This window comes from Acinetobacter sp. ANC 5378 (assembly GCF_013004315.1).
Classification (GTDB): Bacteria; Pseudomonadota; Gammaproteobacteria; order Pseudomonadales; family Moraxellaceae; genus Acinetobacter.
In genome coordinates, this window is the sequence record NZ_JABERK010000047.1 from 35,905 (window position 1) to 55,907 (window position 20,003).

At 38.7% G+C, this 20,003-nt stretch carries 20 protein-coding genes; 8 read left to right on the top strand and 12 right to left on the bottom strand.

The window, feature by feature from the left end; genetic code table 11:
* Positions 1-92: 92 nt before the first annotated feature.
* Positions 93-590 carry a phosphate-starvation-inducible protein PsiE gene (locus tag HLH16_RS10420; RefSeq protein ID WP_067722900.1) on the top strand — a complete coding sequence of 166 codons (498 nt, stop codon included), beginning with the start codon at positions 93-95 and terminating at the stop codon, positions 588-590.
* Positions 591-640: 50 nt separating this feature from the next.
* Here the strand turns inward: HLH16_RS10420 and HLH16_RS10425 are convergent, their stop codons facing one another.
* Positions 641-1,168, bottom strand: coding sequence for an RcnB family protein (locus HLH16_RS10425; protein WP_171529269.1), 528 nt, complete (start codon positions 1,166-1,168; stop codon positions 641-643).
* Positions 1,169-1,368: 200 nt separating this feature from the next.
* On the opposite strand from HLH16_RS10425, the gene HLH16_RS10430 reads away from it, so the two are divergent.
* The gene (locus HLH16_RS10430) at positions 1,369-1,818 is read left to right on the top strand and encodes a hypothetical protein (protein WP_171529270.1); all 450 of its coding nucleotides are present in this window, start codon (positions 1,369-1,371) and stop codon (positions 1,816-1,818) included.
* Positions 1,819-1,946: 128 nt separating this feature from the next.
* Here HLH16_RS10430 and HLH16_RS10435 read toward each other — a convergent pair whose 3' ends face one another.
* From HLH16_RS10435 to HLH16_RS10445, 3 genes are all read right to left on the bottom strand, one after another.
* Positions 1,947-3,410 carry a phospholipase D family protein gene (locus HLH16_RS10435; RefSeq protein WP_171529271.1) on the bottom strand — a complete coding sequence of 488 codons (1,464 nt, stop codon included), beginning with the start codon at positions 3,408-3,410 and terminating at the stop codon, positions 1,947-1,949.
* 106 nt (positions 3,411-3,516) lie between these two features.
* On the bottom strand, positions 3,517-5,574 hold the full coding sequence (znuD, locus tag HLH16_RS10440) for a zinc piracy TonB-dependent receptor ZnuD (protein ID WP_171529272.1): 2,058 nt from the start codon (positions 5,572-5,574) through the stop codon (positions 3,517-3,519).
* A 443-nt stretch (positions 5,575-6,017) separates the two neighbouring features.
* Positions 6,018-6,831 (bottom strand): IS5 family transposase gene (locus tag HLH16_RS10445; RefSeq protein ID WP_141667072.1). Its coding sequence is split into 2 segments (ribosomal slippage): positions 6,018-6,443 and positions 6,445-6,831, totalling 813 coding nucleotides; the frame shifts between segments, so codons are not numbered across the junction.
* A 67-nt stretch (positions 6,832-6,898) separates the two neighbouring features.
* On the opposite strand from HLH16_RS10445, the gene HLH16_RS10450 reads away from it, so the two are divergent.
* The 5 genes from HLH16_RS10450 to HLH16_RS10470 all read left to right on the top strand — a co-directional run bounded on the left by HLH16_RS10450 (position 6,899) and on the right by HLH16_RS10470 (position 11,825).
* Positions 6,899-7,366 carry an O-antigen ligase family protein gene (locus tag HLH16_RS10450; protein WP_350643901.1) on the top strand — a complete coding sequence of 156 codons (468 nt, stop codon included), beginning with the start codon at positions 6,899-6,901 and terminating at the stop codon, positions 7,364-7,366.
* A 134-nt stretch (positions 7,367-7,500) separates the two neighbouring features.
* Positions 7,501-9,291 carry an aspartate--tRNA ligase gene (gene aspS, locus HLH16_RS10455; RefSeq protein ID WP_171529274.1) on the top strand — a complete coding sequence of 597 codons (1,791 nt, stop codon included), beginning with the start codon at positions 7,501-7,503 and terminating at the stop codon, positions 9,289-9,291.
* A gap of 290 nt (positions 9,292-9,581) precedes the next feature.
* On the top strand, positions 9,582-10,448 hold the full coding sequence (locus HLH16_RS10460; protein ID WP_171529275.1) for a lysophospholipid acyltransferase family protein: 867 nt from the start codon (positions 9,582-9,584) through the stop codon (positions 10,446-10,448).
* A gap of 120 nt (positions 10,449-10,568) precedes the next feature.
* The gene (locus tag HLH16_RS10465) at positions 10,569-10,787 is read left to right on the top strand and encodes a hypothetical protein (RefSeq protein ID WP_171529276.1); all 219 of its coding nucleotides are present in this window, start codon (positions 10,569-10,571) and stop codon (positions 10,785-10,787) included.
* A gap of 111 nt (positions 10,788-10,898) precedes the next feature.
* Positions 10,899-11,825, top strand: a complete 927-nt coding sequence (locus tag HLH16_RS10470) for a glycosyltransferase family 32 protein (protein ID WP_171529277.1) — start codon at positions 10,899-10,901, stop codon at positions 11,823-11,825.
* Positions 11,826-11,933: 108 nt separating this feature from the next.
* Here HLH16_RS10470 and HLH16_RS10475 read toward each other — a convergent pair whose 3' ends face one another.
* Positions 11,934-12,695 carry a glycosyltransferase family 25 protein gene (locus tag HLH16_RS10475; RefSeq protein ID WP_171529278.1) on the bottom strand — a complete coding sequence of 254 codons (762 nt, stop codon included), beginning with the start codon at positions 12,693-12,695 and terminating at the stop codon, positions 11,934-11,936.
* A 78-nt stretch (positions 12,696-12,773) separates the two neighbouring features.
* Between HLH16_RS10475 and HLH16_RS10480 the strand changes: the two genes are divergently transcribed.
* The gene (locus HLH16_RS10480) at positions 12,774-13,658 is read left to right on the top strand and encodes a glucosamine inositolphosphorylceramide transferase family protein (protein ID WP_502707647.1); all 885 of its coding nucleotides are present in this window, start codon (positions 12,774-12,776) and stop codon (positions 13,656-13,658) included.
* On the opposite strand, the gene HLH16_RS10485 is transcribed toward HLH16_RS10480, so the two are convergent.
* From HLH16_RS10485 to HLH16_RS10515, 7 genes are all read right to left on the bottom strand, one after another.
* Positions 13,659-14,693, bottom strand: a complete 1,035-nt coding sequence (locus tag HLH16_RS10485; protein WP_171529280.1) for a glycosyltransferase — start codon at positions 14,691-14,693, stop codon at positions 13,659-13,661.
* Positions 14,690-15,469, bottom strand: a complete 780-nt coding sequence (locus tag HLH16_RS10490; RefSeq protein ID WP_171529291.1) for a glycosyltransferase family 2 protein — start codon at positions 15,467-15,469, stop codon at positions 14,690-14,692. Before HLH16_RS10490 ends, HLH16_RS10485 begins: the two co-directional genes overlap by 4 nt.
* Entirely contained in the window at positions 15,463-16,218 is a 756-nt protein-coding gene (locus tag HLH16_RS10495) for a polysaccharide deacetylase family protein (RefSeq protein WP_350643904.1), read from the bottom strand. The genes HLH16_RS10490 and HLH16_RS10495 overlap by 7 nt, the downstream gene beginning before the upstream one ends.
* A complete protein-coding gene (locus HLH16_RS10500) occupies positions 16,215-17,243 on the bottom strand; it encodes a glycosyltransferase family protein (RefSeq protein ID WP_171529281.1) in 1,029 nt (342 codons plus the stop codon). Before HLH16_RS10500 ends, HLH16_RS10495 begins: the two co-directional genes overlap by 4 nt.
* 12 nt (positions 17,244-17,255) lie before the next feature.
* The gene (locus HLH16_RS10505; protein WP_171529282.1) at positions 17,256-18,137 is read right to left on the bottom strand and encodes an ELM1/GtrOC1 family putative glycosyltransferase; all 882 of its coding nucleotides are present in this window, start codon (positions 18,135-18,137) and stop codon (positions 17,256-17,258) included.
* Positions 18,138-18,178: 41 nt separating this feature from the next.
* Complete coding sequence (locus HLH16_RS10510; RefSeq protein WP_171529283.1) at positions 18,179-18,955, bottom strand: GT-D fold domain-containing glycosyltransferase; 777 nt, start codon at positions 18,953-18,955, stop codon at positions 18,179-18,181.
* 94 nt (positions 18,956-19,049) lie between these two features.
* Entirely contained in the window at positions 19,050-19,976 is a 927-nt protein-coding gene (locus tag HLH16_RS10515) for a branched-chain amino acid transaminase (RefSeq protein WP_171529284.1), read from the bottom strand.
* Between the last annotated feature and the right edge of the window lie 27 nt (positions 19,977-20,003).

The window sequence follows — 20,003 nt, forward strand, 5'->3', positions numbered from 1 at the left end:
TTCATTTTATTGCCTTTTAATGTGCATGAAAATTGCATGCTGTTTAATACCAGTTTCATACAAATACTCATCTAATATAAAGGAGGAAAAACATGCCAAAACCTGATGCCAAAGTTGAAAAAATTGAAACCCTCCTCGACCGTTTTGGAAATATCGCTGTAGAAAGTTTTCATTATATTGCGCTATTTATTATTGGCTGTATGGTGATCTGGTCTGCAGGTCATACCGTATTTCACATACTTACAGTGAAGCAATTCGCCACCATTGACGATATTCTGCTGTTATTTATCTATCTTGAACTGGGCGCCATGGTCGGTATTTATTTCAAGACCAATCACATGCCAGTACGCTTTCTGATTTATATCGCGATTACAGCACTCACTCGCCTCCTCATTTCGGATATCCAGCACGACCATAAAGCCGATATGGACTTGGTGATTATTACCGGTTCGATTCTGATTCTGGCTTTTGCAATCTTGGTGGTGCGTTATGCGTCTTGGACTTATCCATCTGTCATTCGTGACAAACATAGTGAAAAGTCATTACCCGAAGGTAAAACTCCACGTCCGCAAGATGATGAGTTGGCTTAGAAGCTCCTTATAAAAAGTCCCCCTTTAAAAAGGGGGATTCAGGGGGATTCTTATCGATTCGGCACCAACACATAGCGCCCATGGTCATAAATCCAGTACATCCCTTTCGGCGGTGCAGGTAAACCTAAACGTTGCCAATCCGTAATTAAGGTATGGTTTGAACTTTCAATCCGTGCCGTATTCGGATCGCCATTTACCCAGCTATAGCTTTGAGAATTATGAGTGATGGTCGTTGGCGCACTATATTGAATGCTAATGCCATTTTGTATCGGTGGATATCCACCATGGGGTGGACGTGATGGATAATGTGGGTTATTGGGGTGATTTTGCGGATAGTGATTATATGGATAGCTATTTCGTGGATAACTCTGCTGTGGATAACGTTGTGGTTGTGAATAGCCAGGATACTGCTGTGGATAGTTATTTTTTGGATAGCTATTTTGGGGATAATTAGACCGATGCTGATACTTGCTGGTATCCACACCGCGATAATTGGACCACTTATTTTCCGCTTGCGTAGTCGCAGAAGCCCCCAAGAGCACCATGCCAGCAAGAGCATAAACGATTGCTACTTTCATCAGAGCCTCCGAACGATGTTGATCACATCATATAGTTTATAAACTGATTTTAATCCCTAGTTTAGGATAAAAAATGGATAAAAAAACAGCAAATGCAACGTTTTGTAAATTAAATTTTGCTGTGACTTCATGCTTTCGTGCATCTAGGCGCTGAATATGTTTATGCTAAGATATTCTTTTTTGTTACTGGATCAAATAGAGTGGCTGATTTAAGTTTTGACCGCCTACATCAATTCTTTTGCAAAGTGCCGAGCGTACAAGAAGCATTGATTGATGCGTATGGTTCAGATGGTCAACATGCATGGTGGTTTAAATTTCAGATCAATATCGATCACCCGCTTGCATGGCAAACCGTTCAGGAATTGGGTCATGTGCTGAATTACATTTCAAAGAATGAACGTCTTCCAACCCAGTTCTTACCTGTTTCGCCACCACCTTATATGAATGGTGAAGCAAAAGAATTTTTGGCGTGGGTGATTCAATGTAATCATCCTGACTTTCCACCAGATGTGGTGTGTGACTGGTTAGAAGCGCGTTTACCACAACCGGTTGAAGACGAAAGTCAGTGGAAAATTAAAACTGATTTAAAAGAACTCGATAAAATGAAAGATGCTGATTTGGATGCATTAATTCCACCGAATCCTTTATAGAATATTGATATAAAAAGAGCGCTTATGCGCTCTTTTTATTTATCCATAACTCGCAAAGAGATGAGAAGCACTGCTCCGATAGGGAGAGATGAATCCCTCCCAACCTCCCTTTAAAAAAGGGAGGAGCATTAGAAGGTAGACAACCCACTCCACTCCATAAAGCGGTAAATGCCATATTTGAGTTTCGACTCATCTGCATATTGACTGTAATCGACACTCATATTTTTGCCATCCAGATTGGACCAGGCGGTATCAAAATATTGATTGGCATCACTAAAGACTTGCGCTTGAGATGCACCCACGACACGTAAATTGGTTTCCAAATTATAATTTTTAATATTACGGGCGGTGAAATTCGCAGAACCTAAAATCAATTCTGAATTTTGTGGATTACGTTTCACAATCATCTTGCTATGACACTGCTCCCCTTGGGTATTACACCAGCGCACAGGTACACCCGCATCATTCAATTCAGAGGCCACTTGGCGGTTGGGAATACCATTTTTTTGGCGACCAAAAGCATCTTTATTAGGATCGAGTAAGACACGAATTTTTACCCCACGTTCATGAGCTGCTATTAAAGCTTTCACAATATGACGTTCAGACAGATAGAACATCGCCAGATCAATCCGCTCTTGTGACTTGGCTGTTTCAATCAGTTTGATCGTTTCATCAAAAATCGCTTTTTCAGTCAGTACTTGAACTTGCGGCAATGATTTTTCGCCTTCAAACTCACCGACAATCACCATCGGAATGTCACCTTTGGACATTCTCCCTACCGCCTGCTCAGTCTTTAACACATCAATTGCAGTATTGCCTGAAACCACCAAAGCCACGTTGGAATGACGTGAACTGCCATCATGCGGATTTGCAGAAGTGACCAAGGCTTTCCAGCCCTGTGCTGTATCTACAACCACGGTTTTGCGATGATTGGCTCTAAAATTGAATAAATTGAAATAACTCCGCAAGGTGATTTTTTCAGGACCAAATGGATTGGCGAGCCAGCCTTTTTCAGGATTATTGCCCGCATCCTGACAACAGATATACCAAAAGCCCGACCACAATGGATTGGATGCACGTAACGGTCTTAAATCCGTTTCAATCACATCAATACCGGCTGCACGTAACTGACGATAATGTTCTGGTGCAACACCACCATAAACAGAATTAATCGGGTCAGTAATCACTTTAATTTCAATATTTGGCTGTATACCACGTTTTGAAATTAAGACATCAGTTAACTGTTGCGCCAGTGTGCGATGCGCAAGCGTTGATTCACCGACCTCTTTATTGAATAAAAACATATCCAGCACAATGGTGGTTTGCGCTTCATCAATCATTTTTAACATTTCATTAAAAATGACCTGATTTTGTTGTTGTTTACCACTTGCATCAATATAGGTTTGATCTGCTAAAAATTTCACCTCGGCATGGCGCAACTTACCCGTAAAATCCAAGCCCTCTGGCAAGGGTTTATAGGTGTGATAAATTGCAGATGAGAGATATCCCAAAGCCAACAAACCGATCATCACGCTGACATAACGACGGCGTGACCAATTCAATTTCTGATGAATTCGTTGAAAAATACGCATAACAAAAAACCTAGTCCAATGGCATCAGACTAGGTTTTATTGCTTTATTTTTCAAGAGGATTTCTGTGAATCCTGTTTGAATGATTTTATCTACGCTAACTTTTGCCTAGAAACCAAATTCTAAACCGACGCTAAAGTTACGTCCAACTTGCGGAATATTCGACAAGAATGAAGCATGTGAATAGACTTGCTGATCGAGCAAGTTATTGGCTTTGAAATACACGCGATAATCGTTATTTTTAGCATATTGACCTGCATAAGAAACACCGAGATTCAGCATATTGTAGCCATCGGTTTCCTGGTCATAACTTGTGATCTTGTCCTGATTGAACACATGGTAATACTCGGCTAAACCAGACCAGTGATCATCAAAATTTGCATCCACTTTGGTACCGAGACGACCTGCTGGAACACGTGGTGCATTTTCACTGTCAATTTTGCCACGGACATAATCACCAAATACACTCAATTTATAGGCATCGGTTAAAGCATAAGATGCTTGTGCTTCTGTTCCATAAAACTTGGCTTTATCTTGGGTGTAATCCACCAGGCGGAAATTTTCAAATTTATCTGTAGTCGCCGCATAAATGTAGTTATCAAACCAGTTGTGATAAACATGCACATGGTAATCAAACTTGTCTTGCTCATAATGCAAACCAAGCTCCAGATTATTGGATTTTTCTGCGCTTAAATTTTCATTGCCACGTTCGAAAGTATTGGTCGCAAAATGCTTGCCATTGGCATACAGTTCTTGCGCCAAAGGCAGGCGTTCTTGATGAGAGCCGACCAAAGACAATTTATAGCTCGGTGCAAATTCCCAGTTCACGGCACCTGAATAAGAGAAGCCATAATCATCAAAATCTTTTTTATCTGAATCAATCTGAATTTTTTGCTGATCTAAACGTGCACCCAGTTCAACGTGAACATCATTAAACTGTTTATGCTCTAAAGCAAACAGACTCCACTTTTGAGTTTTGGTCGGATCCAATAAAGACTCTTCGCCAGTAATATTCAGCTTTTGCTGATTATATTGACCGCCGATCACTCCTTCCCAATTCGCAATAGGATTGTGCACCAGTTCTAAGCGTGCATCATAACCCTGACTTTTAAAATTGGTCATGACTGAATTTTCTTCAATTTCATCATGCTTATAGTCGGTATAACTGGCATGGGCACGAAGCTTTTGAAAACCTGAAAAAGGATCGTTGAGTTCGGTACGGAAATCATAACGTTCTGTCTTCAGATCGACCCAAGGTCCAGCAGCGTGATCATGTTCTTCATCATGATCATGTCCATCATGGTCTAGCACATGACCTGTATGGTCGCCACAAAAAAGTTCATTGTCATGCGGATGACAATCTTCATATTCATGGCTATGTCCGGGTAAACCATATTGATCTTGACGGTTACTATATGAAATACCGCTAAAACCACGGTCATGAATCCAGGATAAACCGACATTCACCGTTTCACCTTCGGCAAAGGTGTTGTCTACACGACGCTCTTTTTCACCATCATGAAAATAATCAGGTGCAATATAGCTATTAGCATCACGTTTTGAACCTTCAACCCTTAATGCAACATGATCAGTTAAAGCAACCGTTGCCCCCGCACTGGCTAATTTCTCATCACTGCCAGAGTTGTAGCGTAAACCCACTTGCCCTTCATAACCTTTTTCAGGCATTTGGGTGGGAATCTTATTATCGGTAACATTCACCAATCCACCGACTGTGCCTGCGCTATAGAGTAAAGTAGATGGTCCGCGAATAATCTCAACTTGCTTGGCTAAAATAGGATCAACCGTTACCGCATGGTCTGGTGAAAGTGTTGAGACATCGGCCGTTTCAGAAGCCTGTTGTAAAATTTTAACGCGTGGCCCATCTTGCCCACGAATTACTGGACGGCTTGAACTAGAACCATACTGATTTGAAGATACTCCCAGTTCACCCGCCAAAGCGTCACCAATCGTCACTCCACCTTGTGCAAGCTTTTTATGATCAATGACCTGATCGGCAACTGCAAAATCTGCAGCAGACTGCACTAAGGGATGTGCCTGTAATTTGATGGTTTCTAATTGTTGGTTTGTGCGCTGCTCTTCTGCAAAGACAGCGGGTGCAATGACTGCAAAAATAGAGAGTGTAATTAAATTCTTATGAAAAGACATGGAACTGGCTCAAAGCTGCGATTTCTGAATAATGTTATAATATAACATTTCACTAAAATCTATCAACATTTTTATTCAATTAACGATATAATAATTATCTAAGCCAAACTCCACGTTTTTACTTCTATGAAACACTTTTCCCTTTCCGGATTTAATTTTTCAAAATTCTTATTATTTACTTTAATCTTTATTTATAGCTTATTCTTATTTAATTTAGTTAAACATGGGGGAAGTAATAGTTTTTTTCCTGAAACTATTTTTTATTTATCTATTCTTACATTAATTTTCTATAAAAAAATAGATATTGATATAAAGAAATATTTATTTATCACCTTTCCTTTTTTATGTATTACTTTGAATGAATTTTTCTTCCATCAGAATTTCTCCTTTAAGTTTTTTGACACAGATATCATTTCTTATAGTTATTAGATCTCTTGCGAAAGTTAATTTAAGAGCATCCAATTCACCATTCCAGCAATTAAATTCATTCTTAGACCAAAGCGTTTCCGTCTATTTCTATAGCGTTCTGTTAATATCCGAAAATGTTTAAGTTTGCCGTTGATATGTTCAATTGTGATCCTACGCCGACTGATTTCTTGGTTGATCTGTTTTGCTATTTGGGGTAATGATAAATTCTTAGGTTTCTTGATTGGAATGAGTAACTTACTCTTAATCTGATGAAATCCTTTATAGGCTAAATCTGCCATGATACAAGGATAAATGACCATCTCCTTCAAATACTTACGCGCAATCGTCAGATCGTGTTTTCTGCCATCTTCAATCTGTATACTTACAATTTGCTTTAATTTGGGGTTAAAAATGACCTGTGTTTTTAGCGTATGTTTCCTCTTTTTACCGCTATAGAATTTTCTTTGTTTTTTTGGGACGCTCAATCTGTGACTCAGTGACATCAACGATTACATAATCCTCCTCACTAAACTTTTGATTCCTTTTAGGCAATGCGAAAATCCGTGATTGAATCAGAGCATTTTCAACTTTCTGAATCGTACGATTCACATTACTTTCAGCTAGGTTATAGTCGGCGGATAACTCAATTTGAGTTCTATAGCAGCGTAAGTAATTTAAAGTTAACAACAATTGATCCTCTAAACACAACGAATGAGGTCTTCCAGGTTTTTTCTTGGCAAGTTCAGCGTGTTGTAACACTGATACCATTTTTAAGAATAATGGACGAGGAACGCCAACAAGTCGTTTAAATTCCCCATCATTAAATCTAGTTAAATTTTCATATTTCATGGGACTAGTATAAACAATTTTTTACTTTCGCAAGAGATCTATTGTCAACCCAAATATTTCTGAACGGATCAACAATTTTCAACAAGATACAAATCTGATGAGTCAGTCAAATTATCATACTAGTACTGGCCTAAGAATTTCTATGTGGACTGAATCAATTGCTCAATTTAAAAATGAGCCCATCTTAGGGATTGGATATACAAATCTGAAAACTGCTTTATATAATAAAAATCATATTGAACACCCTCATGCACATAATTTATTTATTCATGAATTGGCAGCACATGGGATATTAGGTTTTTCAGGATTACTATTAATTTTCTTAATACCTCTATATTATTTTACCATTAAGAAAGATGAATATTCTTCTACTGTTCGTACAGCTGGTATTACCTTGATTATATATACTTTGATATGTGGCTTAACAGACTATCTATTTATTGCCAAGTTCGCATGTCTACTATATTTCATCTTAATTACAACCCTGCTCAGCTTCAATAAGGTATCTAATGTTGCTCTACCAGAATACAAATAAAAGAGAGTTTTTTACCTGGTAGGGTTGGTAGTTCTTGTTGAATTATGCCCAAAGAGGCATAATTCAACATTCAAAGGCGGTACGCTGTTTACGTATACGCTTGCCTTAACCCATATAGTTGGATTTTTTACGCTATGATGCGAACTCATTACTGCGGTACTTTAACCGAAGCCCAAATTGACCAAACCGTAACATTATGCGGTTGGGTACACCGTCGCCGTGACCACGGTGGTGTTATCTTCCTTGACATGCGCGACCGTGACGGTCTTGTTCAAGTCGTTATTGACCCAGATACTCCAGAAGCTTTCTCAACTGCTGACAAAGCACGTTCTGAATTCGTATTAAAAATTACAGGTCGTGTACGTCGTCGTTATGAAGGCACAGAAAATGCCAACATGGTGAGCGGTCAAATCGAAGTTCTAGCCAAAGACATCGAAGTTCTTGCTGCTTCTGAAACACCTCCCTTCCCATTGAACGACGAAAACACCAATATTTCTGAAGAAATTCGTTTGAAATATCGTTTCCTGGACATCCGTCGTCCAGAGATGCTAGATCGTTTACGTTTCCGTTCTAAATTGACTAACCTTATTCGTAACTACTTCGAAGACAATGGTTTCTTGGACGTTGAAACACCGATTTTGACTCGTGCAACCCCAGAAGGCGCGCGTGACTATTTAGTGCCAAGCCGTGTTTCTAACGGTAGCTTCTATGCGCTTCCACAATCTCCACAGCTGTTCAAACAGTTGTTGATGGTGGGCGGTATCGATCGTTATTACCAAATCGCAAAATGTTTCCGTGATGAAGACTTACGTGCGGATCGTCAGCCTGAATTCACCCAGATCGACGTTGAAACATCGTTCATGAGTGACGATGACATTATGGATTTGATGGAAACATTAACGATCAAGATGTTCAAAGAACTTCTGAACGTTGAATTCGACAAATTCCCGCGTATGACTTATGCCGATGCAATGCGTGACTATGCATCTGACAAACCGGATATGCGTATTCCTTTGAAACTGGTTGACGTTGCAGACATGATGCAAGACGTTGAGTTCAAAGTATTCGCAGGTCCTGCTAAAGATCCTAAAGGCCGTATCGTTGCGCTTCGCGTACCGGGTGCAGGTTCATTGCCACGTAGCCAAATTGATGAATACACGAAATTCGTGGGTATTTATGGCGCGAAAGGTTTGGCTTATATCAAAGTCAACGAACTTGAAAAAGGTATCGAAGGTCTTCAATCTCCAATCGTGAAGTTCATCGAGCCAATCGTGCTTGATTTGTTGAAACGCGTTGGTGCTGAAAATGGCGATATCGTATTCTTTGGTGCGGACAAAGCCAAAGTTGTAAATGATGCAATGGGTGCTTTACGTATCAAAGTCGGTCACGACATGAAATTGGCGACTTGCGAGTGGGCTCCACTTTGGGTTGTTGACTTCCCTATGTTCGAAGAAACTGATGATGGTAAATGGACTTCTGTTCACCACCCATTCACGCTGCCTAAATCAAGCGTTGAAGAAGTGAAGAACAATCCAGGTGCTGCGCTTTCTGTTGCTTACGATATGGTATTGAACGGTACTGAAATTGGTGGTGGTTCACTTCGTATCTTCAACCTTGAAATGCAAAAAGCCATCTTTGAAGCTTTAGGCATTGGTGAAGAAGAAGCAGAAGAGAAATTCAGCTTCTTGTTAAATGCCTTGAAATTTGGTGCGCCTCCACACGGTGGTTTGGCATTCGGTCTTGACCGTCTTGTAATGTTGATGACTGGTTCATCTTCAATCCGTGACGTGATTGCATTCCCGAAAACCAAGACTGCTGAATGTCCATTAACTCAAGCACCTGCACCAGTTGAAGGCAATCAATTACGTGATTTGGGTATTCGTTTACGCGAAAAACCTAAAGCTGAAACTAAAGCAGAAGCTTAATTCTTCTTTAGCGAGCAATAAAAAACCCTGCTTTATGCAGGGTTTTTTATTGCTTCAAAAATAGAATAAACAATGATTAAAATTTTGATGATTTTTGATAATAGTTTCTTAAACGCTATATGCTATCCTGTTTAACAATTGAATCCATGTGTACAATATTAAATTGATTTAATTACTTATATTTTGTTGTTAAGACTCTCTTCTTTTTTGATCAGTTCTATCTTAGATTTTTAGACTCTTGCCAAAATTCTAATCCAGCCTCATATCTTAAGAGTCTATTCTAACAAATCATGTATTTCATTCTAAAAGTTTTAGCCTTGCTACCTTTACCCATTTTGCAAAATCTGGCCTGCTTTGTAGCATGGTTACTGTGTATAAGAAATTCATCCTTTAAACGCATAACTTGTATTAATTTAAAGCTTGCTTATCCAGAATTGACAGCGGCACAAAGATCAAAACTGCTCCATGACAGTATTCGAAGCCAATGCTTAAGCTATGTAGAATGCATTAAATGCTGGGGTATGTCGCCCAGTTATAGCTTAAACTTACTGAAAAATATCAATGGTGAAGATGTCTTAACTGAGGCGCTAGCAAATAAAAAAGGTGTGATTGTGGTGGTTCCTCATTTTGGTAACTGGGAACTCTTGAATGCCTGGCTCTGCACTCATACTCAGCCAATGATTATGTATAAGCCGAATAAGATAAAAGGCATTAACCGCTATATTTTAGAATCGCGTCAAAAGACCAATGCAGTATTGGTGCCAGCCGATGAAACTGGTGTACGTGCTATCTTCAAACACTTAAAGCAAGGTGGCCTTACCGTCATTCTTCCCGATCATTTACCTAAACCTTCGGGAGGAATTTATGCTCATTTTTTTCAGCAAAATACCTTATCCGCCACCATTGTTTCTAAATTGGCATATAAAACTCAGTGCAATGTAATTGGTTTAAGCTGTATAAGAAATCCTGATACCTCCAGTTTTGCTGTTCAATGTGTTCCCCTATCCACTGAGATTTTATCAAAAGATCTGCAAAAAAGTGTGGAATGCTTAAATCAGGAAATGGAGCTCATGATTACAAAAATGCCGGAGCAGTATATTTGGTCTTATAAACGTTTTAGAAATTGTTACGGAAACGTTAACCCTTATAGCGTTTAAGCGTGTATTTACCTTCACATCTTGAATTAGGTCAGCAGAACACTCAAATGGAATGAATTGAGATTGATGGTTGCTAATGGCATAATAGCCCTATTTTTCCATTATTGAGTTAAGCAAGCTATGGCTATGCGTCCTGCTGTTCGTAATCGTGGCATCATGTTGATTGTGTTCTCTATCGCACAATGGCTTTTCATGCGTTACATTTTGGCCAATGGCTTATTTAACATGGATACCAATGAACGCATTCTTTATTTTTGTGTAAGTAGTTTAGGTGGAGCCTTACTTATTTTTGTCGGCTTGATTTATATGGTTTTGAAAGGTAATCCGGATAGGTATTAAATATTTTATTTATAAAGAAATTTTAAAATTAAAAGAAATAAATATTTTTAAGTTTTTGAAAATATTTAATCTTAAAAACTTCATGTCATATAGATTCAAAAAGGTTCTAGAATGGGTTTAAGAAAGTCTACAAAAAAAATATTCCGATTATTGGCATTAAATTTTCGATATTATAAAGATATTAGATTCAAAAACTTAAATCCAGACAATTTTGCCGACCCTATCATTTTAAATCCACTAAATGATTCACATGAAACTAATATACCTAAAATAATATGGATGTATTGGGACTCAGAAATACCCCCTATTGTTCAAAAATGTTTTGACCAAATAAAAAAATTAAATCCAACCTATCAGATTAATATCTTAAATTCACAAAATATTGCATCTTTTTGTGATCTGAATTTTACTGAATTTAAAAATCTCACTCCTCAGCAAAATTCAGACTTAATAAGATTCTATCTATTGTATCATTATGGTGGTATATGGTTAGATGGTAGTATCATCACTTATTCTAATTTAAATTGGATTATTTATATTTGTAATAAAAATAAAACATCTGCATTTGGATATTATAGAGCAGAAAATATTACTGTACGCGAATATCCAGTCATTGAAAACTGGCTTTTGGCCTCAGAAAAAGGAAATATTTTCTTCAAAAAATGGTTAGATGAATTAATTTATGCATTAAATTTAGGAGCAAAAAATTATATCTTGGAAATAAAAAACACTATCCCCAACTATCCTGACTATTTTCAGAAAATAGGAATACTTGAATACTTAATCGCATATGTTGCATGTCAAAAAGTTCTAAGAGAAACTAAAGCAAGTATTTCATTAATCAATTGTGATAAAAATGCTTTTCTTTATCAGAATATAGGTGCTAAATCTCATACCTACTTTATTGAATCACTTATATTAATGCAAAGACCAGATATTATGCCAAAGCTTATCAAGCTTATAGGATCAGATCGAGCACTTATTTCTCCTTATTTACTTAAACAAAAATTTAAAAAAGATTCTCTTATAGATTTTTAAATATAAAAAACCTTATTACTTTAGCTTCCATATTTACTAAAGCATTTTTATATTTTTTTAACAGTGCTAATTTTTCTTCAAAATTGTCTCCTTGATAAAAAATATTTTTCATTTTGGATATTTTTTGTACAAAAACTTCGCAATATTATATCGTAAAGCTGTACCAAAACGGCTCATAGGTACATCTGAACTTTCAACTCTTTCCTGTTCAATTGAACTAAGCTGTGAGTTCTGCTCCCCTGCAGCAATTATTGGATGATCAACAATTGCTGTCATTAAAATCGAGGCTGCTTCATTGAAATCAGTTAAATATCGCCAGTCATCTGCTGCTCGCAAAGGACGATGATAATCAATTAATGTCTGCGCAATTTCCCGATCGACAATATAGGCAACTGCATAACAGATTCGCTGATAAAAATCTGGTGATACCTTTAAAATTTTCTGAGACAAAAACTCTTGATCTAAAATATCTCCGCGAACTTTTTGACATTCTTTCATACGAATACCTCCTATACTGAACAAGGTATTTCTAGGTAACTTAAGCGAAGTTAATTCTGCTGATAATTTTTCAATCGTTAAATCATCTGGAAGAATTGCATCATCTTCCATGACTAAAGCATATTGCTCATCCGTGGTTAAAAATTCTCTTAATGCGGCTAAATGTGAAAGGGTACAGCCCACCATACTAGGTGAAAGTGGTTTAGATCGGCCCTTAACACCTAATTCAAAATATTCTTTTGCAGAAAGGTCGCCCCCTTTAATCCCAATTTTAGTCACGTCCAATTGACCTTTTTCAAAAAAAGCTTGAGCTAAGAATTTCTTTAACCGGGGGGATTTTTCATCTTCAATACTTATGACAAAAATTTTCATTACAGCATACCTTTTCACACTCATTGAATGATATCTAATGTAGAATTGGATAGATAGTCTTATATACTCCTTGCTTTGATGATGCGCACAATATTAAAAAAATGGTATAAATTTCAACAAAACCAGCATGCCAAAAAATTTGATTCCCACTGGTATATGCGTTTTGGCTGGCTTGATCAGCCCTTAAAAAGCCAAGAGCAATTACATGATTTATTTGAAATTCATTCCCCTAGAAAATTCACCTTTGCAGACTGCTTTTATGTACAGGAAAATGATTGTCATTTCATTTTCTTTGAAGAAGTCGATGATATTCATCCCATTGGTTTTCTCTCAGTTTTAGAAGTATTTAAAGACGGGTCATATACAGAACCCCAGACCATTTTAAAACTGGATTATCACCTGTCTTATCCATGCGTGTTTAAGATCGAAAATGACTGGTATATGGTTCCTGAAACCAGTGCCAATAAAACCGTTGAACTTTGGAAATGTGTTGAATTTCCACTAAAATGGGAAAAACATTCCAATATTTTAGAAGGTATTGAAGCCGTCGATAGCACACCTTTTTACCATGAAGGCATGTGGTATCTGTTTACCTCGACACGTCGAAACTGTAAAAAGTTTGGTGACCGTTTGGACCTGTTCTTTACTGAGGATATTCTTAATCCAAACTGGCAAGAACATCCGAAAAACCCGGTATGTAAAGGTCAGCAACAGTTTCGTATGGCAGGCAAACCTTTTATTTACAACGACAAACTGGTTCGGCCAAGCCAAGATTCACTCAAACGCTATGGCGGCAATATTGAGCTAAAAGAAATTATTCAACTTAGCCCAACAGTTTATCAAGAGCAGCTTTTAGAAGTGGTATTGCCGGACTGGAATAGTGAAGATGATGGCTGCCACACCATTAATGCCGAAAATAATTTTGTAGTACTGGATGCAATTCGTCTATCCGCTAAACAATAATTAAACCTTGAGCAAACGTTCATAAATCTTGAGCGTTTGCCGGGTCATTGCAGCCACCGTTAATTCTGCTTTGGCTTTAGCAAATAAGGGTTGAAAATCCTGTTGGGCAGGTACATTTAACGCATTTTGAATGGCATGCTGTAATCCTTGTACATCGCCAATCTCAGCCAAATAGGCTTCAGGCAACCATTCAACCACCCCATTGACCTTCGTTGCAGCCATGACTTTGTCGGCCTGCAACGCCTCCACCATCACCAATGGAAAACCTTCCCGGTCGGATGAAAGCACGACTACATCGGCTAACTGCACCAGATCACGTGCATCTGTTCGAAATCCTAAAAATGCAATCTGGTTTTGCATTTTGAGTTCAGTGACTTGCTGTTCAAGTGCTGGACGCAATGAACCATCACCCACAATCCAAAGATTGGCATCAATACCCTGCATAGCTTGAATCAATAATGCAATATTTTTGACGGGCTCTAAACGGCCAATGCACATCACATTTTTTTTCCCTGCCTCCAAAGCAGGAAATTGCTTATCAATTTCTACTTTCAAAACCTGCTTTTGTGCATCTGTCAGGCTGGGCTGCGCATATACGCCGTTATAAACAACATGTGCTTTAGACTCAGGAATCCCTTGTGTTAATGCCTGACTTACGGCAATAACAGCATCTCCAACCAGATAAGCAGATTTATTCTTTTTCGTACCGTGAACAGTCGTCACCACTTTGACATGGGCTAAAAATGGTCGAATCCGGGAAACCAGTTCAGCTGCCTTACCTGCTTGAGCATGTACAATATCAGGCTGAATCTGCTGGATGTGTGATTTCAGTTGCCACAATAAAAAGATATTCCAGCGACTACGGGCAAAATCTACAGGATAAAAATGCACGTGTTCATTAAACTTTTCTGCATAACACGGATGCGCAATCATATGCACCTCATGCTGCAATGACATTTCATTGACCAGATTAAACGTATGCTGTTCTAGGCCACCAATACCACCACTGGTCGCCAGAACCTGAACAATCTTCATGTCTTGTCCTGTTTATTCTTGGACGCATTTTGATATTGTTCAAACAGCTTGGCTTCTTTCAAAAAAGCATAAAATGCATTGATCATGCTGTTCACAAAACCACGCCAGCCATTCAAGCAACTACGGCGGATAAAGTAGGATTTCAAGAAGGTCACAGGCATGACCAAACTCAATTTTAATAGGCTTGGCTTTTTGCCTTTTTGAAATTTTTCAGCGGCTTTCAAATTGGAATACTGGTTGTTTTTTTCCATTTTGACAAAGATACTGGATTCGCCGTAATGATAAATATCGCCTTCAGCACGGATACTTTGTCCATTCACAATCACATTTTCATGAACCTTATTTTCCAGATCGTATTGGCCTTTGCTTTTTCGAAAAAAGCGCACTTTAGCATGCTTTTTCGTGTGCTTACTGTTCGGCACGCCCAAGAAGACATCATTAATTGGCGTGATTAAGGCATCAATTTGGTTGGTTTGAATAGTCTGTGCAATTTCATTTTTTAATTCGGGAGACAATACTTCATCGCCATCCAGGTTCAGCACCCAATCATGTTGACACTGTGCCAGAGCCAGACTTTTTTGTGCTGCATAACCTTGCCAGTTTTGATGCGAAATGCGCGTGTTTGGAAATGACTGGGCAATCGCATAAGTGTTATCGATGCTGCCAGAATCCAGAATAATCACTTCAGCAAAATCACGCACACTGTTTAAAGTGTCTTCCAGCCATGCACCACAATTTAAAGTGACGATATAAACACTACATGGAATACTCATAATTTATAACGTCCTTTGGCTAAGGCAATGCGCATTTGTAAGGCATTCATTGCCCCGTGGGTGCTAACGCGAGGAATATTAAACTGATTTTCTGCGGTATAGGCTTCGATTTTTTTGCGGGTAGATACGGCATTTTTAAAGCCGATTTCTTTGGCCATATGCTGATGCTTTTCATTAAAACGGCCAAAGGGATAAGCAAAACTTGAACAGCGTCCGACTAGTGCTTCAACATCCTGTTTAGAGGCCTGCATTTCTGCAAAAGCTTGCTCATCGGACAGTTTTAGCAAATTGACATGGTGCTGTGTATGCGCACCAAACTCAATCACGCCCGAGTCCGACATTTCACGAATCTGTTCAGGGCTGAGTTTTTCAATGCCTTCGATTTGTGTTGCCAGGAAAATGGTCGCCTTAGCCTGGTATTTTTTTAGCAAGGGATAGGCATATTGATAATTATCTAAAAAACCATCATCAAAGGATAATGCCACGATATTTTTTTGCCCTTGAAACTGCTCCAGTTCCGAGACAAAACAAAAGGTAGATTGCTTTTTGACTAAATACTGCAGCAGTTGCTCAAACTTAGCCGGTGGCATATTCATGCCTGAAGCTTCTGCATGTGGCGTCACCTGGTGCAGCATGACTATTCTTGGCAGGTTAGCGCTACGAAATGGCAGCCAAAAAGTATAATTTCCTAGCAGATACAACACTGCCGCAAAGATGACTAAACCCAGCACTACATACAATAACCACATTATGCATATACCTCATGTGACCATTCATAAGCTTCAGACAAAGGCTGATCAAAAGTTACTTCAAGCATAAACTGGGTAATTCGTTGAGCATTAAAACTATTGCGTGTTTTTTGCCAACCCGCCTCTGCCATACGTTTGGCCTCAGCAGGATGCTCTGCGTAAAACTTAATTTTTTCCGCCAAATCAAACTGGTCATCAAAATAAACCACTTCCTGATCAGTATAGAGTTTTTCAAATCCCGGAATGCGTGGACTAAATGTTAATAAGCCATTGCCTGTAAGCTGCACAATCCGGTCAGAGCTATATAGCGTGACATCATTTTTACGCGAATAATTCAGTCCCATACGCGATTCAGACAAGACTTTATAATAGCCTTTACCATACACGCCGGGTTGTTCAAAACAGCCATAATACTGATATTGGATGTGATTATTCTTTAAGGTATCAGCCAAATCTTTGAGGAATTTTTCACGCTCCGGCTCTTTATACACCACGCCACAGAAAATAAATTCTTTATCAATATTATTTGATTCAAACTGTTTTAACTGCTCGACATTTCGGTGTCCCACATTCGGCATATAGGCCACTTTTAAATGCGGCTGCTTGAGTTTTTTCAGATACTCGCCGCCCGTGGTGCAGAAAATGGCATCCAGATAGGGTGAAAATTCACGAACAAAGCCGAGTTTCTGCTCCAGATATAAAGGGTCAACGTACCAGAAAGCTATTTTGGTTTGGGGATAACGCTGCTTGATTTCTTTGAGCACATTTGGACTCATCAGGTCACTATGCCCCACCAAAACCAGATCCGGCTCAATATTATCCACAATTTTTAGAATTTCTTTATTGGCCCAGCTGGCACCAAGTTTTTTGGTTTTGAACACCGTCCCCATGCGCGCCATATCGCGAAAACTGAAATCATAAACAAAATGACCATTTTCAATTAAGCCTGCTGAAATTTTGCGGTCTGTACAGTAAAAATGTGCGCCCTGTTTATTAAAGCCAAAATTCGCAATATGTAAAATTTTCATGAAAAAACAACTCTATGTTTTCAATAAAATATGAGCGACTCGAGTCGCTTCATCCAATTGTAGATTTAACAATTTAACTTTATTTTCACCCAATAATGCATGGGTTAAAAGCTGATCTAACAGCTGGGTAATTCTATCAGATTTCAAACGGTCTATTTCAATGATACCCACCCGACATCCCGCTGTTAATGCCTCAAAAATCATCGAAACACTATCTTCAGTTACCCAAACGGCTTCTGCCTTCTGCATTTCTTCAAAAATCCAGCCTTGCGGTGTCTTTTCAACCGGAAATATTTTTAGCCTTGATGCAAATGATTTTTCATTCAAATGATCTAAAAATTCTTTCGGTGTACGTCGTGAAGTGGTCAGAATAATCTCAGCTTTAGGGTGAAGATCAACTATTTGCTGAATTGAATCTAAAACTTTTTCTTCATTCCACTGATGACGTTTTGAAGAACCTCCAAGGGCGATTAGCATTCGGTTAAATTGATGCCGTCCTTCATTGACAATCGGATTCAAGGCCCCTTGGGTCAAAATCACATTGCCTTGTTCTGGCACACCATCATGCTCCGGAATAATGACATGATCAAACCAAGTAAATGGAAAATTTGGCTTCATCAAAATCAAGGTCTTGGCGAATGGAAAAACTTTCTCCAACAATAAAACACGTAACTGTGTATGACTTCCTACGCCAAAAATATAATCTGGCTTTTTTTCAAACAAGGCCAATTGATGACTCAAAATACCTTTTAAGAGTGTGAAAATTGGCAATTGCTGAATGGAGATTTCTTGGAAAGTCACTTCAATATTACTTGTGCGCTGCATGGCCTTATATAAACCGACTGCTTGCGAACGGTGTCCTGCTTTACCATCACTAATATAAATAATATGCATAGGGACAAATTCTCATAGGTACGAATTCAACTGACTATTAATCAAACAGATTGTTGCTGAAAAGCCGCATCATATGAACTAGTAATGTGACCAATATCCAATGCTTGATAACCAATATCGGAAAAACGTTTAGCTAAAACCGTTCCAGTAGGGCCTAAAGCAATCAAAATCAAACTGTTTTGCTCAGCAGTATTTCGCACCTCTGTAATAATCCGGTCTACCTCAGCATAAGCATTCGTCGCTTTCGAATAAATTATTTGGCGCGCTGAAACATTATCAAATAGCATGTGTTCTAGATTTAGTTTAGAACCCTCACCTGTAATTAAAACAGCTTTACGGTTCTGCCAGATTGATTTCCATGCCTGCACTGCTTGTTCTGGATACATGATGAAAAAATCTGGACGTGTCACCATAGAATGCCCATACGCATGCTCAAGGCTCAGTTTGTGTTTTAAGTCTTTCCAGCGTACATACCAAAATTTTAGCCACCAATTGACTTCATAATCGTCGCAAGCTGTCAGCATAGTCGGCAAACACACCAACAATTTTTCATCTTGGTTTTTTAAAATATTTTCCAGTTCCATTGCGAGTGCAGGATCACTTTTCTGGAAATCAATATCATCACCATCCATTAAGATGATTTCACCATCACCAAAACGCGCCAGTGATTTACCTTGTGCTACCTGCTGCAAAGTTTCCGGCATGGAATACAATAATTTGTCTTCAAAATATTGTAAATCTGGCTGATTTTTCAAAAGCCAGCGATTTTTATCGAGTTTATATACTCTTTTTTTCATGCGCAGTTTAAATCTACGCATAGCTGACTCAAATGTCATTAAACACCTGCAAAATATCTATTAAATACAAAAAAGGCGAAACTTTCGTTTCGCCTCTTCATCTTAACCGATCAATTTATTTTACGTAAGTCAACCAATGTGCATATTTAGGGTCTTTACCCTGAACTGCATCAAAGAATGCTTTTTGAATTTGTGTGGTAATTGGGCCACGTGAACCTGAACCAATTTCGCGATCATCATATTCACGAATTGGGGTTACTTCAGCAGCAGTACCGGTAAAGAATGCTTCATCACCAATGTAGAATTCATCACGGGTGATACGGCGTTCAACCACTTCATAGCCCAAGTCTTTGGCAATGGTAATAATGGTCTGACGGGTAATACCGTCCAATGCGCCACCCGCAATATCTGGGGTATGAAGCACGCCATCTTTAACCAAGAATACGTTTTCACCTGAACCCTGACATACATAGCCTTGTGGGTCCATTAACATTGCTTCATCATAACCAGAATGTGCAACTTCTTGATGTGCAAGAATCGACAAAGTATAGTTACCCGATGCTTTTGCCTTACACATCGTCACGTTAGGATGATGATGGGTAAATGATGAAGTTTTAACACGAATACCTTTCGCCATCGCTTCATCACCAAGGTAAGCACCCCAGCTCCATGCAGCAACAGTCGCATGAATAGTATTGTCAGTTGCAGCAATACCCAGTTTTTCAGAACCGATAAAGATAATTGGACGCAAATAGCAAGACGCTAATTTATTTTCACGTACGACCTCAATTTGAGCTTGCTCTAGAGTTTTTTGATCAAATGGAACTTTCATTTGATAAATTTTTGCAGAGTTGAGCAAACGTTTTGTATGATCCTGAAGACGGAAAATCGCAGTTCCGTTAGGAGTCTCATAAGCACGGACACCTTCAAACACACCCATACTGTAATGTAAGGTATGTGTTAAGACGTGGATTTTTGCCTCACGCCAATCAACCATTTGTCCATCTTGCCAAATAAAACCATCACGATCAGCCAAGTTCATGGCGCACTCTCCAAATTTTTATACACA

Excerpts from the sequence above, each read along its gene's own strand:
- HLH16_RS10460 (WP_171529275.1), top strand. The coding sequence starts at position 9,582 with ATGTATTTCATTCTAAAAGTTTTAGCCTTGCTACCTTTACCCATTTTG.
- HLH16_RS10500 (WP_171529281.1), bottom strand. The coding sequence starts at position 17,243 with ATGAAAATTTTACATATTGCGAATTTTGGCTTTAATAAACAGGGCGCA.
- HLH16_RS10515 (WP_171529284.1), bottom strand. The coding sequence starts at position 19,976 with ATGAACTTGGCTGATCGTGATGGTTTTATTTGGCAAGATGGACAAATG.
- aspS (WP_171529274.1), top strand. The coding sequence starts at position 7,501 with ATGATGCGAACTCATTACTGCGGTACTTTAACCGAAGCCCAAATTGAC.
- HLH16_RS10480 (WP_502707647.1), top strand. The coding sequence starts at position 12,774 with ATGATGCGCACAATATTAAAAAAATGGTATAAATTTCAACAAAACCAG.
- HLH16_RS10465 (WP_171529276.1), top strand. The coding sequence starts at position 10,569 with ATGGCTATGCGTCCTGCTGTTCGTAATCGTGGCATCATGTTGATTGTG.
- HLH16_RS10420 (WP_067722900.1), top strand. The coding sequence starts at position 93 with ATGCCAAAACCTGATGCCAAAGTTGAAAAAATTGAAACCCTCCTCGAC.
- HLH16_RS10435 (WP_171529271.1), bottom strand. The coding sequence starts at position 3,410 with ATGCGTATTTTTCAACGAATTCATCAGAAATTGAATTGGTCACGCCGT.
- HLH16_RS10505 (WP_171529282.1), bottom strand. The coding sequence starts at position 18,137 with ATGCATATTATTTATATTAGTGATGGTAAAGCAGGACACCGTTCGCAA.
- HLH16_RS10485 (WP_171529280.1), bottom strand. The coding sequence starts at position 14,693 with ATGAAGATTGTTCAGGTTCTGGCGACCAGTGGTGGTATTGGTGGCCTA.
- HLH16_RS10510 (WP_171529283.1), bottom strand. The coding sequence starts at position 18,955 with ATGCGTAGATTTAAACTGCGCATGAAAAAAAGAGTATATAAACTCGAT.
- HLH16_RS10470 (WP_171529277.1), top strand. The coding sequence starts at position 10,899 with ATGGGTTTAAGAAAGTCTACAAAAAAAATATTCCGATTATTGGCATTA.
- HLH16_RS10425 (WP_171529269.1), bottom strand. The coding sequence starts at position 1,168 with ATGAAAGTAGCAATCGTTTATGCTCTTGCTGGCATGGTGCTCTTGGGG.
- znuD (WP_171529272.1), bottom strand. The coding sequence starts at position 5,574 with ATGTCTTTTCATAAGAATTTAATTACACTCTCTATTTTTGCAGTCATT.
- HLH16_RS10475 (WP_171529278.1), bottom strand. The coding sequence starts at position 12,695 with ATGAAAATTTTTGTCATAAGTATTGAAGATGAAAAATCCCCCCGGTTA.